The organism is Kitasatospora sp. NPDC088783, from assembly GCF_044750705.1.
Classification (GTDB): domain Bacteria; phylum Actinomycetota; class Actinomycetes; order Streptomycetales; family Streptomycetaceae; genus Kitasatospora; species Kitasatospora fiedleri.
Window position 1 is genome coordinate 68,311 of the sequence record NZ_JBIVKJ010000025.1, and the last position, 12,429, is coordinate 80,739.

General features: G+C 70.8%; 11 protein-coding genes, 1 tRNA gene and 1 pseudogene. 7 read left to right on the plus strand and 6 right to left on the minus strand.

The window, feature by feature from the left end; all coding sequences use genetic code 11:
• Nucleotides 1–3 precede the first annotated feature (3 nt).
• The gene (locus tag ACIP60_RS36050) at nucleotides 4–717 is read left to right on the plus strand and encodes a YbhB/YbcL family Raf kinase inhibitor-like protein (protein WP_400693147.1); all 714 of its coding nucleotides are present in this window, start codon (nucleotides 4–6) and stop codon (nucleotides 715–717) included.
• Nucleotides 718–815: 98 nt separating this feature from the next.
• On the opposite strand, the gene ACIP60_RS36055 is transcribed toward ACIP60_RS36050, so the two are convergent.
• Nucleotides 816–1,535, minus strand: a complete 720-nt coding sequence (locus tag ACIP60_RS36055; RefSeq protein WP_400693150.1) for an SDR family oxidoreductase — start codon at nucleotides 1,533–1,535, stop codon at nucleotides 816–818.
• 80 nt (nucleotides 1,536–1,615) lie between these two features.
• On the opposite strand from ACIP60_RS36055, the gene ACIP60_RS36060 reads away from it, so the two are divergent.
• From ACIP60_RS36060 to ACIP60_RS36085, 6 genes are all read left to right on the plus strand, one after another.
• Nucleotides 1,616–2,230 (plus strand): TetR/AcrR family transcriptional regulator, encoded by a 615-nt coding sequence (locus ACIP60_RS36060; protein ID WP_400693153.1) that lies wholly within the window; start codon nucleotides 1,616–1,618, stop codon nucleotides 2,228–2,230.
• Between the two features lie 159 nt (nucleotides 2,231–2,389).
• On the plus strand, nucleotides 2,390–3,685 hold the full coding sequence (locus ACIP60_RS36065) for an MFS transporter (protein WP_400693156.1): 1,296 nt from the start codon (nucleotides 2,390–2,392) through the stop codon (nucleotides 3,683–3,685).
• Nucleotides 3,686–3,831: 146 nt separating this feature from the next.
• Nucleotides 3,832–3,905 (plus strand) — tRNA-Pro (locus ACIP60_RS36070).
• A gap of 468 nt (nucleotides 3,906–4,373) precedes the next feature.
• Nucleotides 4,374–5,306, plus strand: a complete 933-nt coding sequence (locus ACIP60_RS36075; protein WP_400693159.1) for a hypothetical protein — start codon at nucleotides 4,374–4,376, stop codon at nucleotides 5,304–5,306.
• Between the two features lie 470 nt (nucleotides 5,307–5,776).
• Nucleotides 5,777–8,308: a hypothetical protein gene (locus tag ACIP60_RS36080; RefSeq protein WP_400693162.1), complete on the plus strand. Its 2,532-nt coding sequence runs from the start codon at nucleotides 5,777–5,779 to the stop codon at nucleotides 8,306–8,308.
• 183 nt (nucleotides 8,309–8,491) lie between these two features.
• The gene (locus tag ACIP60_RS36085; RefSeq protein WP_400693165.1) at nucleotides 8,492–9,058 is read left to right on the plus strand and encodes a hypothetical protein; all 567 of its coding nucleotides are present in this window, start codon (nucleotides 8,492–8,494) and stop codon (nucleotides 9,056–9,058) included.
• Between the two features lie 192 nt (nucleotides 9,059–9,250).
• On the opposite strand, the gene ACIP60_RS36090 is transcribed toward ACIP60_RS36085, so the two are convergent.
• From ACIP60_RS36090 to ACIP60_RS36110, 5 genes and pseudogenes are all read right to left on the minus strand, one after another.
• Nucleotides 9,251–9,673 (minus strand): DUF6011 domain-containing protein, encoded by a 423-nt coding sequence (locus ACIP60_RS36090; protein ID WP_400693168.1) that lies wholly within the window; start codon nucleotides 9,671–9,673, stop codon nucleotides 9,251–9,253.
• Nucleotides 9,674–9,745: 72 nt separating this feature from the next.
• Entirely contained in the window at nucleotides 9,746–10,537 is a 792-nt protein-coding gene (locus ACIP60_RS36095) for a tyrosine-type recombinase/integrase (protein WP_400693170.1), read from the minus strand.
• The gene (locus tag ACIP60_RS36100; protein ID WP_400693173.1) at nucleotides 10,522–10,980 is read right to left on the minus strand and encodes a hypothetical protein; all 459 of its coding nucleotides are present in this window, start codon (nucleotides 10,978–10,980) and stop codon (nucleotides 10,522–10,524) included. The genes ACIP60_RS36095 and ACIP60_RS36100 overlap by 16 nt, the downstream gene beginning before the upstream one ends.
• Nucleotides 10,980–11,261, minus strand: coding sequence for a helix-turn-helix domain-containing protein (locus tag ACIP60_RS36105; RefSeq protein ID WP_400693175.1), 282 nt, complete (start codon nucleotides 11,259–11,261; stop codon nucleotides 10,980–10,982). Before ACIP60_RS36105 ends, ACIP60_RS36100 begins: the two co-directional genes overlap by 1 nt.
• Before the next feature lie 94 nt (nucleotides 11,262–11,355).
• Nucleotides 11,356–12,333: pseudogene (locus ACIP60_RS36110) on the minus strand (integrase core domain-containing protein); the annotation flags it as partial.
• Nucleotides 12,334–12,429 lie beyond the last annotated feature (96 nt).

Consider the following 12,429-nt stretch of genomic DNA (forward strand, 5'->3'; position numbering starts at 1 on the left):
GCCATGTCACGTCCGTTCCGTACCCGGGTGGCCGCCACCGCCACCACCGCCACTGCCACCACCGCCACCACTGCCACCGCTGGCGCCACCGCCGTTCGGCGTTCGCGTCCGTACCGCGGTGCCGCCGCCGTCACGCTGTCCGCCGCCGCGGTGCTGACGCTGCTGGGGGTCGGCGACTCGAGCGCCCAGGCGGGGACGGAGGTGAAGGAGTTCGGCCGGGTGTCGGTCCGTTCCGGGGTCCCGGCCGGGGCGCAGCGGTTCGCCGTCAGCAGCCCCGATCTGGTCAACGGCCGCTTCCCGCAGTCACATTGGGCGAACGCGTTCGGCTGCGACGGCGGCAACCAGCCGCTGCGGCTGGAGTGGCGCGGCGCCCCGACCGGCACCCGGAGCTTCGCCGTCACCATGTTCGACCCGGACGCGCCGACCGGCTCCGGTTTCTGGCACTGGCTGGTCTGGGACGTCCCGGCCACCGCCACCGGGCTGGGGGCGACTCCGCCGGCCGGCGCGGTGACGGGCGCCGACGACGCGGGCGTGCAGGGCTACCTGGGCCCCTGCCCGCCGGTCGGCGACCGCCCGCACCACTACCAGATCAACGTCTACGCCCTGGACGCCCCGAGCCTGGCGCTGCCGGCCGCCACGCCCGCCGCCGTCACCGCGTTCAGCATGAGCGGCCACGTGATCGGCCACGCGCAGACCACGGTGCTGGCCGCGAGGTGAACGCCCTTTCGGTGGGCTGTTGTTGAGGGGTAAGCGGCCAACCGTGCGGCCAGGAGCGGTGGCTGAGGCGCACGGGCCGAACCGGCTTGCTTCGGGCGTCAGTTGAGGGGCGCGAGGTGGAGGCCGCCGTCGCTCTCCAGGACGGTGCCGGTGAGGTTGCGGTTGGTCGCGGCCAGCACGACCGCCTCGGCGACGTCCGCCGGGGAGGCGATCCGGCGGGTCGGCAGCTGGGCGGCGGCCTGGGCGAAGTAGGCGTCGCGCGCCTCCTGCGGCAGGCCGTTCCACCACGGGGTGTCGACCAGCCCGGGGGAGACGGCGTTGATCCGGCGCGGGGCCAACTCCCGGGCCAGCGGCCGGATCATCGCCTCCAGCGCCCCGTTCACCGCGGCCAGTCCGGCGGTGCCCGGCATGCCGGTGCGGGCCGAGATCGCGGTGACCAGGGTGATCGAGCCGTCCTCGGACAGGTGCGGCAGCGCGGCCTGCACGGTGGTCAACTGCCCCCAGAACTTGGCCTCGAAGGCACCGCGCAGGGCGTCCAGGTCGAGTTCGGCGAACGGGCCCGCGCCCTCGGCGCCGCTCAGCGAGACCACCAGCCAGTCCAACCTGCCGATGGTGGACAGGACTTCGGCGATCTGCCCGCGGTCGCCGCCGTCCGCCCGGTGCCCGACCAGCTCCGGGTCGCTGACCGCCAGCGCCTCCAGCCGCTCCTTGGCGCGGCCCACCACGTGCACCGTGGCGCCCCGGTCGCGCAGTTGGCGGGCGGTCTCCAGCCCGATGCCCGAAGTACCGCCGACCACCAGTGCGGTGCGCTCGCTCATGTGTGCCCTCCCCAGTGCGTGTCCCGGTCCGCAATTTCGAACCGCGACGTCTCGTCTCGAATTAAGGTAGCGTGGCTGCCGTGATCGAGCAAGCGCACCAGGACCCGCAGGAACCCGCCGACGGGGCACCGCCCCCCGCCCGCCCGGGCCGCCGCCGCAGCGAGGAGAGCCGCCGCGCGATCCTCGCCGCCGCGTACGAACTGCTCGGCGAGGCCGGGTACGCGCGCCTCACCGTCGAGGGCATCGCCGCCCGGGCCGGCACCGGCAAGCAGACCCTCTACCGCTGGTGGCCCGGCCGGGCGGACGTCCTGCTCGAAGCCGTCACCGCCCACGCCCGGCAGCACATCCCGCTGCCCGACACCGGCGACCACGCCGCCGACCTGCACGCCTTCCTCGCCGCCACGTTCGCCGCCGCCACCCCGCCCACCACCGACGCCCTGCGCGCCCTGATGGCCGAGGCCCAGATCGACCCGGCCTTCGGCACCCGCTTCCACGACACCCTGCTGCGCCCCCGCCGCGAAGCCCTCGGCACCCTGCTCACCCGCGCCCACGCGGCCGGCGCGCTCGCCCCCCAGCTCACCCCCGCCACCGCCGCCGAACTCGCCTTCGGCATGCTCTGGTACCGGCTGCTCGCCACCCGCGAACCGCTCGACGAGCGGCTCGCCGCGCTGCTCACCCGTACCCTGCTGCGCTGACCGGCGGGCGGCGGGCGGCGGGCGGCTGACCGGCTGACCGGCGGGCGGCGGGCGGGCGGGCTGCGGTCGCGGGGAGGCCGGGGAGCCCGTTTGTTTCCCGCGGATGTCCAGCCGCACCCCGCCCGCACGGCCGCCGAACGGCTGAACGAGCATGGCGGGGTGCCCACCGAAACGCCCTCCCGGCCGTCCCCGCCGCCCGGCCCCGCCCGGACCGGACTGCGCCGCCTCACCCGCGGCGCCTTCGCCGACCTCACCCCGCTGCGCCACAGCCCCGACTACCGGCGGCTCTGGTTCGGGCAGACGGTCTCCTCGATCGGCCAGCAGATGACCACCCTCGCGGTCGGCATCCAGGTCTACGCCCGTACCGGCTCCACCTTCCTCACCGGCCTGGTCGGCATCTGCTCCCTGGTCCCGCTGGTCGTCTTCGGCCTGTACGGCGGCGCCATCGCCGACCGCGTCGACCGCCGCCGTCTCGGCCTGATCGGCTCCGGCGGCCTCGCCGCGGTCTCCGCGCTGCTCGCCGCCCAGGCCCTGCTGGACCTGCGCTCCATCGTCCCGCTCTACGCCGCCGTCGCGCTCCAGGGCGGATTCTTCGCCGTCAGCTCGCCCGCCCGGTCCTCGATGATCCCGCGCCTCGTCCCGCGCGAGCAGCTGCCCGCCGCCAACGCCCTCAACACCATCGGCATGAACCTCGGCCAGACCGTCGGCCCGCTGCTCGGCGGCGTCGCCGTCGCCACGTACGGGGCGCAGAGCGCGTACCTGGCCGACACCCTCGCCTTCACCGCCACCCTCTACGCGATGTGGCGCCTGCCCTCGATGCGCCCGCAGTCCACCACCGGCAAGCGCGCCACCGTCCTGGACGGCCTGCGCTTCCTGCGCACCCAGCCGAACCTGCGGACCTCCTTCGCCGCCGACCTCGCCGCGATGATCTTCGGCCTCCCGCGCGCCCTCTTCCCCGCGATCGTCCTCCCCTTCTACGGCGGCGACGCCGGCACCGTCGGCCTGCTCGCCGCCGCCCCCGCCGTCGGGGCCCTGGCCGGCGGCCTCTTCTCCGGCTGGATCGGCCGCATCCACCGGCACGGCGTCGCCGTCCTCGCCTCCGTCGCCGCCTGGGGCCTGGCCATCGCCGCCTTCGGACTCGTCCGCAACCTCCCGCTCGCCCTGCTCCTGCTCGCCGCGGCCGGCTGCGCCGACACCGTCTCGATGATCTTCCGCAACACGATGATGCAGGTCGCCGCCCCCGACGAGATGCGCGGCCGCCTCCAGGGCGTCTTCATCGTCGTGGTCGCCGGCGGCCCCCGCCTCGGCGACTTCGAATCCGGCACCGTCTCCTCCCTGACCACCCCCACCCTCTCCATCCTCACCGGCGGCCTCGCCTGCGTCGCCATCGTCCTCTACCTCGCCCTCCGCCGCCCCGCCTTCCTCCGCTACGACTCCCGCCACCCCACCCCCTGACCCCTCCCCGACCACCCACCCGCCACACCCCCGAAACCTGGCAGCGAGCACCCCCCGACGTGCTGTATTGTTTTCCACGTCGCCGGGAGACCGGGGGCGCGGTCAGAAAGCCGAGAGACCCGCGAGGGCCACTGGGCGGACGACCACGGGACGTGGCGCAGCTTGGTAGCGCACTTGACTGGGGGTCAAGGGGTCGCAGGTTCAAATCCTGTCGTCCCGACGTGAGTCGGAAAGGCCGTTGGCCGGGAGAAATCCCAGGTCAGCGGCCTTTTGCATGACGGGCCGTCAGAGACCGCGAAAATCGGTTCGCATGCTGTTTGGGACCATTTTGGGACCAGGGCCCTGAATCCAGGGGTTGACTCCGCTGGGGGTGGGTCCGATTTGCCCGATTCACCAGTTACCCAAAGTGACGGATGCCGAATCGTAACAATCGATTTCCGGTCATGATTCTGGCAGAAATCCCGCTTGCGTGGCGGAAGTTGGCCACGGGTGACGACCTCCCGAATGGCGTCCTGCCGTCAAAATCGTTACCTGCTCTTGGTCTCGCTCTGTGCAGAGGGGGCTGCGGACTCATTGCGGCCGCTGAGCTGGTTGCTTTGCGTGATGGTCAGGCTGCACGGTCGCTCTGTGCAGAAGGCTGAAGGCCAGTGGGGTCCTCGGTAGGCTCACGGCACTTGAGGAGGTGCTGGTGCGGCGGATCGGTGAAGTCACGACATACCGGTACTGGTCGGAGCGGCGGATCCGCGTCATCGCGCGCGACAACGGTCTGCGGCTGGATGCTCCATGGCGGCTCTCCACCGCGAGCACCCCGACGTCCGTGTTCGGTCTCGGCCTCCCGGTCTTCGCTTTCCAGCGGCCGGAGGGCTACGAGCGGAGCAGGCGCAAGACGGCAGACCGACTGGCGAAGGCCCTGCGGGGCAGCACCGCCGTCACCTACGACGAGCCGCGGGCGCGGTTCGCCGGTGGCCTGGGCAGGGTTGCATTCTCCGCTTTCACCGTCGGTCCCCAGCGGGACAAGGGTGTGGTGCTCCATGCCCGGACTCGGAACGGCTCCGGCCGGCGGGTCGATCTGTGCCTGTTCGGCAGCGTCGACAACACGGCCGACTTCCGCACGGGCGAGGCCGTCGAAGGGGGAACCTCCTCGGCCTGGTACGCGGTCAACGAGCTGCTCGAAAGCCGAGGCACCCGCAACACCTGCGGTTGGGACGAACAGGAACTCGCCTTCGAGGCGTTGAAGATCGCCACGGGCGACCGCGACCGTTCCGGAAGCGACGCGGAGGAGCCCTGGACGCTCCCGTGGGCCCTCGGACATGCCGACGAGGCGGAGTGGCTGGCTGTGGTCTACAGCGACGTCACGCTCGATCCCGAGCGCTGGCATCTCGGCGGCACCGACTTCGAAGACACCCACCGGATCATCGTCGGAGCCCCGATCTGGGTCCGCACGGCAACCCCGCAGGCGGTGGTGCGCTACTCGCAACTGCGCACCCCCGTGCCTGCCCGGCCGACTTGGTGGCGCCGTCTGCTGCCAAGCGGAAGCCCGGCGGGCCTGCCCGCAGCTCTGGAGGCAGGCGCCCCGCACCCTGACGCGGAGGACGCGACCGATCGGTCCGCGGCGCTGTAGCCGGTCCACACTCCACTCCGCTTCTGCCCGGTTGACGCGATTGTCTGGGAGCATCGGCCGGATGATCGCCCGCTTTCGCATCGGCAACTTGCCTCCCGTGGAAGCAGGTTGGGGAGAAATTCACCCTATCGAGTGGATGATCCAGTTGATGCTCGCTGCTCTCTCCCGGGCGCTGGCACAGTCAGTGCCGCACGTCGGTGGTTCACCACCGCCGCTTGCCTCGTGCCGCCGTCGGCGGAGTAGGAGACCAGACGCGAGATCCCGGACACCCGACCTATGGGTGTCGTCCGGTGTGATCGCCCTGCGGGCGCCGGCCGTTGGATCGTACGTAGCGGGCCGCTCAGGACGCTGTCTGTTTCCTGGAGCGGATCTCCCGCTGGCGCGAGGGCCAGATCCTCGGGCGCGTGTCACGCCCCGAGAAACGGAGGCGTGCCCTGCTGCCCGGATCGACCGGGAGAAGGACAGACCTCATGGCCAGCAAGCGACCTGCCGGAATCTACCCCTACATCGGCACCCCGATGTGGGCCGGGTATCTGGCTGACGCCATCGAGAACACCTGCGAGGACCAGGGGCTGGTGCCCCCGCCCCGCGCCGCGATCACGGAGGGGCTCGCCACCGCCCTGGGCGAGACCGAGATCAAGAAACTGATCATCACCTCAAAGGGCAGGAAGATCCTCAACCCCACGGCGTCGCGGCCGGTGCAGTCGGGCAGCGACGACCGCGTCCTGCTGCTGATCTGCGACGTCCACGGCGCGGCCGTGGCCCCCTGGGACCTCAACGACCGTACCGTCGGCATCTGGTCCCCGCCCAGCCCGGAGGCTACCCGGCGCGTCACGGAGCTGATCGCCGCTGAGACCGCGCTCGACGCCGCCAAGAAGACGCACAGGGCCGCCGAGAAGGAACGCGAGACCCGCCGCCGAGCCCCGAGCGACGAAGCCCACTACGCCACCGCCCTCGCCGCCGCGGAGAGCAAACTGGCGGACGCCACCAGGCAGGTGCGCGAAGCCGAGCAACGCCGGACCGCCCTGCTCACCTCGCTCGGCAACCGCCTCCCGCGCCCCGCGGTACGGGCGGCTGAGGAGGACGGTGAGCCCATGGCCGCGCTCGTCCTCGCCGAGCAGAGCTACGAGCAGGCCGTCCACGTCCAGCGCTACGCCGCCGGCCACCTGGAGCGCTTCGGCAGGACCCGCGGATACGACCTCGCCGAGTCGCTGGTAGCCGCTGGCCAGCTCTCGCGCGGCATGAGCGTCCTGCAGCAGTGGCGCATCAAGAACGCGGACGGCACCCGGTCCGAGCTGTGGCGCATGGTCGCGGTCACCGCCAACAACCGCGCCCTGGCCCGCCTCGACGTCTTCGGCCTGCGTCCCGAGCACATCGTCACCGGCATGCCGCAGACGTTCGTCAAGCTGCCCTCGGACAAGGCCGACACCGGGGTGCGGCTGCTGAGTCAGCGGGAAGTCCTCAACCGGGTCTCGCAGCGTCTCAACAAGGCCGACGCCGAGGAGGACACGGACCCGGAGCACCCCGCACGGCGCGCCACGATGATCGCCACTGTGCCGATGGAGATCGTCGTCGGCTGCAGCAAGCCGGCCGCGCTGGAGCACGTACTGCGGGGCCTGAACGTCAACGACCACCTCCGCGGCATCCAGCCCTACGACGAGGAAGCCCGCTTGGTCGCCCTGTTCGCGACCCTCGTCGACGCCTACGCCAAGAACGGCAAGCTCGTCGAACTGCTCGACGAGACCTTCCCGGCGGCCCGGGGCATCGACCTCCTCGATCTGGACGGGGTGCGCAACGCCTTGACGGCGAACGGCCCCCTCGACCCCTTGGCCGCCCTGCTGCCCGCCGAGGAGAAGGTCTCGCCGGCCGCTCTGCGGGACATCGCCGTCCGCGCGATCACCGCGCTGGTCTTCCCGGAGATCCCCCCGGCCGGACCCGGCAACGGGAAGCGCCAGGTGCGCGACACCGGGAAGTTCTGGCCGATCGTCCGGGCGAGCATGCAGGAACCGGCGTGGAGCCAGACCAAGGCCCCGAACGCCGAGAACCGTACGCGGCTGTGGTCGGCTGCCGTCGCCCAGCTCTTCCTCCACCGCGCCAACATCCTCTCGGCGCTTGGCCTGTTCACGGTGACGGACGCCAAGGAGGGCGCCAACCAGGACCCCCGGCCGCTCAAGGAACTGCTCCTGCGGGCCGAGGCCGGCGAGCCTGCGGCCTGGGCCGCACTGGTGCGACGCATGGTGCCCGCGCTGATCCACGCCCCCCAGCCCCTCGTCACACCCGGCCAGGGCAGCGAGGCTGGAGCCGGGCGCAAGGGCGTGCGCCGCAGCCCGGCCAACGCCGTCGCGGCACTCACCATGGCCTACACGGCGAAGCCGGAGAACATCAGCCGTGCCCTTCTGCTCGCCTTCGCGCGATCCGTCCTGGAGCACCCCGACGCGGTCCTGGCGCCCAAAGCCCCCGATGGTGGCAAGCCGGTCTGCTACGGCGAGCGCGCGGAGAAGGACGAGACCCAGCGCAGCCCGATCGTGCCCGGCATGATCCTCGTTCCGGACCTCGACGGTGAGCCCACCGGCATCGTCGTGGACAAGGCATGGTTCGACGACACCTTCCCGCCGGACCTCGCCCAGAACCCGAACCAGGGAAGCAGCACGGCCGCCACGACCGCGGGCGCCGGGGCCGAGGACAACGGCACCAGCGTCACGTCGGCCACCGCGAACGGTCACGCACCGCAGGACCCCCGGGACCGGCTCGCCACCCTGCGCCAGGAGATGGCCGCCCGTATCGAACTCGTAGAGGGCAGCTATCAGTTGGCCGGCACCGCAGCCCGAGAACTCATGGGCAGGTTCGGCGAAGCGGTCGACCTGCGAGCCGAGCTGGAGGAAGATCCCCTCCCGGCCGACCAGCGAATCCAGTGGATGGAGAAGCTGACGGCGCTCCGCGACGCGGCGAAGGCCAGCGCCGCGGAGCTGGAGAGCGTCGAGACGCTGATCCTGAAACTGTAGGCACAGCGCCCGGTTGACCCGGCAACCCGGTCGGGCCGCTTCGGCGAGAACACCTCCTGAAGCGGCCCAGCCGAAGGAGGTCGTGCGACCAGAGTGGGTCGTGAGCCGAGCGCCCGTCTTTCGAAGCAAACGGTTCGTCCAGGGACGGCGAGTCCCTACGAGACGACCTCTACGCTGGTGCGCGTGAGGAACACGAAGGCATTCAAGGAAGCAGCGGCCGAGACCCTGGCAGCGCTGGCCCGTCGCGGAGTCACCGTTCGCCCGGGGACCGTGGAAGACCTCATCGAGGAGCGGATGAGGCAGGTCGCCCAGATGATGGGGGTCCAGGTGCGCTCCGCCTGGAGGTACTTCAACGCCGACACACTCGCCGACGCCATCGCCAAGCAGTACCAGGAACTGCAGGAAAGCGCCAAGGAGGACGAAGCCGAGGGCGCGCAGGCACCGATGCCTCCGATCGACAACCCCGAACTGGCCCTGATCCTCGCGGGCGTTCCCGACTCACTCGTCGAGTCGGGCGGCGACCTCTACAGCGTGATCGTCAACGTCGCGGTGAACGCCTGGATGGCCGGCCACATCCATGGAGAAGACGGCTGCTCGGGATGCGATGGCGCCCGCGGTGACGCCGGCCACGACTGGGAGGCCCGGATGGCGACCATCACCACGCTCAAGCCGGACATCACCAGGTGGTTCGACCGGACGGTGTGGACCGAGGCGCTCCACGACAGCGGGTTCAGCGTGGAGCGCCGCTGACCGGACCGGTAGTCACTCAAAGCAGGTCTGCCGGAACGTTCTTCTGACCGGCAATGTGCGGCGGTTGGGCAGCCCAGAGGTCCTGGACAGTGGTGAAGACAGAACCGTGGGCCGCACGAGGGACGCTGCTCCGATTCGAACAGGGCGGTCCCCGCACACGTTCGTGTGCGGGGACCGCACCCCGTGTCGGGGTCAGAGAAGTCTGTAGCGCGCACAGGTCGGCCCGTATCCGGCCTGCTGGGACAGCTCGTCCGTGAGGGGGCGCCCGCACTCCCGGCATGTCAAGGACGGCCCCCTTTCGGTGGGCTGGCATGACGGGGACGGAGACAGGTATCGGTCATTCTGCCCGCCACGGTCGAGGGCGGAGGAGACCATGGCGGAGACGACGGCGGTCGCGAAGGTCGCGGTGATCGGTCCGATGTACGGGCGGGCTGCCGTAGCGGCTTTCACGGCCTGGACGCGGACGCGGGCGGCGCCGGCCCGGAAGCGGGATTCCTGCTCCTGCGGGTTGCCGTCGGACGTGCCGACGAGGGTGGTGCGTGGTGCCCACCACCTGCGTGGGAAGTCGTCGTCCATGCTGTGGCCCCTCGTCGCCTGCCGGGTGGTCAAAGACATTGTGAGGTTTCCCCGCACGGAATGTGTTGGGCTTCCGGAATCCGGCCGAGCCAGCAGCAACAGGCGCTGACGTCAAGCGGTGATGGCGAGTTGGCGGATCTGTTCGACTTCGACCTTGGGGCCGGGCAGGCCGCGGGTGGCGTTGATGTAGGCCGTCAGCTGGTCGCCGGCGCGCTGTATCGAGCGCAGGTCGGGGTGGAGGTAGCGCTGGGTCGTGGTGAGCTGGCCGTGGCCGGCGATGCGCATCAGGATGTGCGGCGGGACGCCCGCGTCGGCGAACCACGTCAGCGCGGTGTGGCGCAGGTCGTGGCGGCGCAGGTACTCGTAGCCGAGAGTGGTGACGACGTCGTCCCAGTGGGTGGCGTCGCGCAGGATCGCGGTGGTGACCCGGCCTCCGCGGGGTCCGGTGAACAGGCGGGCGTCCGGACGGCCGCCGACCCGGGCGATCCGCCAGGCGACGTTGGGCCGAAGCTCCGGGATGATCGGGACGAAGCGGCTGCGCTTGCCCTTGGTGCCCTTGTCGAGCAGGCCGCCGGGGGCGGTGGTGGTCTGTCGGCAGCACCGCCACAGCCACTTGTCGGTGTCGATGTCGCCCGCGCGGACGCCGGAGACCTCGCCGATGCGGGCACCGGTGCCGCCGGCGAAGCGCACGATGTCGCCCCAGCCCTCGTACTCGTTGTAGGAGGCGGCCGCCAGGGCGCAGGCGAGGCGGTCGAGGGTGTCCCAGTCGCGCAGTGCCAGGCCGCGAGGGTCGCTCTCCTCGTCCTCCGCGGTCTTGAACAGCTTCTGCCCGCCGTACAGGCGGGCGGGGTTGACCTCGATGAGGCCGTCGCGGATGGCCTGCTCCATCACCCGGACCAGCACGGCGATGGTGCACTTGAGGGTGGAGATTCCGGCGCCGTCGGCGATCCAGGTGTTGAGGGCGCGGTCGGCGATGCCGGCCGTGATGCCGATGACCTGGAGGTGGCCGAGGGCGGGGACGATCCGCAGGTGCCAACCGACCCTGTACGGGGCTTGAGTTCGAGACCGCGCATCGCCAGGTCCATGACGGAGTCCCCGTACTCGCCGAGCGCGATGACGGCGCGGTCCACGTCGACGCCGAGTTCGGCCGCCTTGACGACACGGTTGAGCCAGTTCTTCGCCTCCTCTTCGGTGGGGAACATGGTGGAGCGGGAGAGGTGGGTGTTCGTGGCGGGGTCGGTCCAGCGCACCCGGGCCCGGTAGGGGCTCGGGTTGCCGGTCCGGTACTCGATGTCGGTGCGGAGCTTGACGCCGACCGGCGCGTCTGTTTGTTCGCTCGCTGTCATCAAGCAGCCTCCTCCGGCACGACGAGGCTGCGGGCCAGGTAGTCGACGAGGTCCTGGTCCCGGTAGCCGATCTGGCTGCCGACCTTGGCGTAGGCCGGGCCCGTGTTCTCCCGGCGCCAGCGGCGCAGGGTACGTGGGCTGACATTGATGACCGCGGCGGCCTCGTCGGTGGTGCGGAGGAGTGCGGAAGTGCCGGGGCGCGTGCAGGCGCAGCCCTGCGTGGAAGGAGAAGGGGGAGGAGGAGTCGCATCGCGTGCGGCCCGGGTTCGGGCATGCGGCATGATGGGGCGAGCCCTCTCTGGTCGATGGCCAAGGGGTGGCTGGATCTTCGGGGCGGGCGAAAGCCTGTACCGTTCAGAAACTCATTGCTGCTGGTCAAGCCACGTATCTGTACTCATTGATGACGCCGCCGAGTACACGGGTACGGAGTAGTCGGTGCGCGGTCAGGTCGGTTGAGGGCCTCGGGTGTTCCTGGGCGAGGGACGGGAATTGTCTCCGGGCTCTGGTGGGGGCGGTGGCTGTTGCAGTGGAGGGTGCAGGCGTCGAGTGCTCGTCGTGCACGTGCCTCGTTGAGGATCAGCAGGTGATCGAGGAGCTCGCGCCGTAGCGTTCCGATGACCCTTTCGCAGTGTGCGTTCATCCGAGGGGCCTGCGGAGCTGTCCGCAGGACCTCGATGTCGTCGGCGGCGAAGACCGCGTCGAAGGATTCGGTGTACTTGCTGTCCCAGTCGCGGAGCAGGAAGCGCAGCGACTCGAAGCGCACGCCCAAGTTGGCGGCGAGGTCGCGGGCTTGCTGTACGGTCCACTGCGCGGTGGGGTGAGCGGTCACGCCGGCGATGTGCAGGCGGCGGGTGCCGTGTCCGAGGAAGACCAGCCGGTGGACTCGGCGGAGGTCGACCAAGTCGATGTGCAGAAAGTCGCAGGCGATGATGCTGTCGGCCCGCTCCTTCGGGGAGCTGGGCCTATGCCGGCGACGGTCAGGATTTGCCAGACCGTGGATGCTCCGACCTGATGCCCCAGGCGTGCGAGCTCGCCCTGAATCCTGCGACACCCCCAGCGCGGATTCTCGTCGGCCAGCCGCAAGACCAGCTCTTTGATCGCCGTCGCGGTCAACGTCCGGCCAGGCCTGCTCCGGCGCGTGCTGTAGTCCCATCGGCGCGCGACAAGCCTTCGATGCCACTCGAGCAGGGTGCCCGGAGTCACCGTGAACACCTGTATCCAGCACCGTCGGGGTATCAGCGAGGACAACGCCGCAAACCACAACCGGTCCGCCGACTCGTAGCGCACCGGGCCCGCGAGCTGTCGCCGCAGCACGGCGTTCTCGTGCCGAAGGACAAGAAGTTCGGCGTCCTTTTAACTGATCATTTCAAAATGAGGTCCGGAGTTTCCGCAGGCAGATGATGCTGCAGGCGAGTTGGAGCAGGCCGAGGTGGAGGTCGGCGCGTATCT

What these genes read in the sequence shown, in the direction of transcription:
- ACIP60_RS36080 (WP_400693162.1), top strand. Translation starts at nt 5,777, where the DNA reads ATGGCCAGCAAGCGACCTGCCGGAATCTACCCCTACATCGGCACCCCG.
- ACIP60_RS36090 (WP_400693168.1), bottom strand. Translation starts at nt 9,673, where the DNA reads ATGTCTTTGACCACCCGGCAGGCGACGAGGGGCCACAGCATGGACGAC.
- ACIP60_RS36055 (WP_400693150.1), bottom strand. Translation starts at nt 1,535, where the DNA reads ATGAGCGAGCGCACCGCACTGGTGGTCGGCGGTACTTCGGGCATCGGG.
- ACIP60_RS36100 (WP_400693173.1), bottom strand. Translation starts at nt 10,980, where the DNA reads ATGACAGCGAGCGAACAAACAGACGCGCCGGTCGGCGTCAAGCTCCGC.
- ACIP60_RS36105 (WP_400693175.1), bottom strand. Translation starts at nt 11,261, where the DNA reads ATGCCGCATGCCCGAACCCGGGCCGCACGCGATGCGACTCCTCCTCCC.
- ACIP60_RS36050 (WP_400693147.1), top strand. Translation starts at nt 4, where the DNA reads ATGTCACGTCCGTTCCGTACCCGGGTGGCCGCCACCGCCACCACCGCC.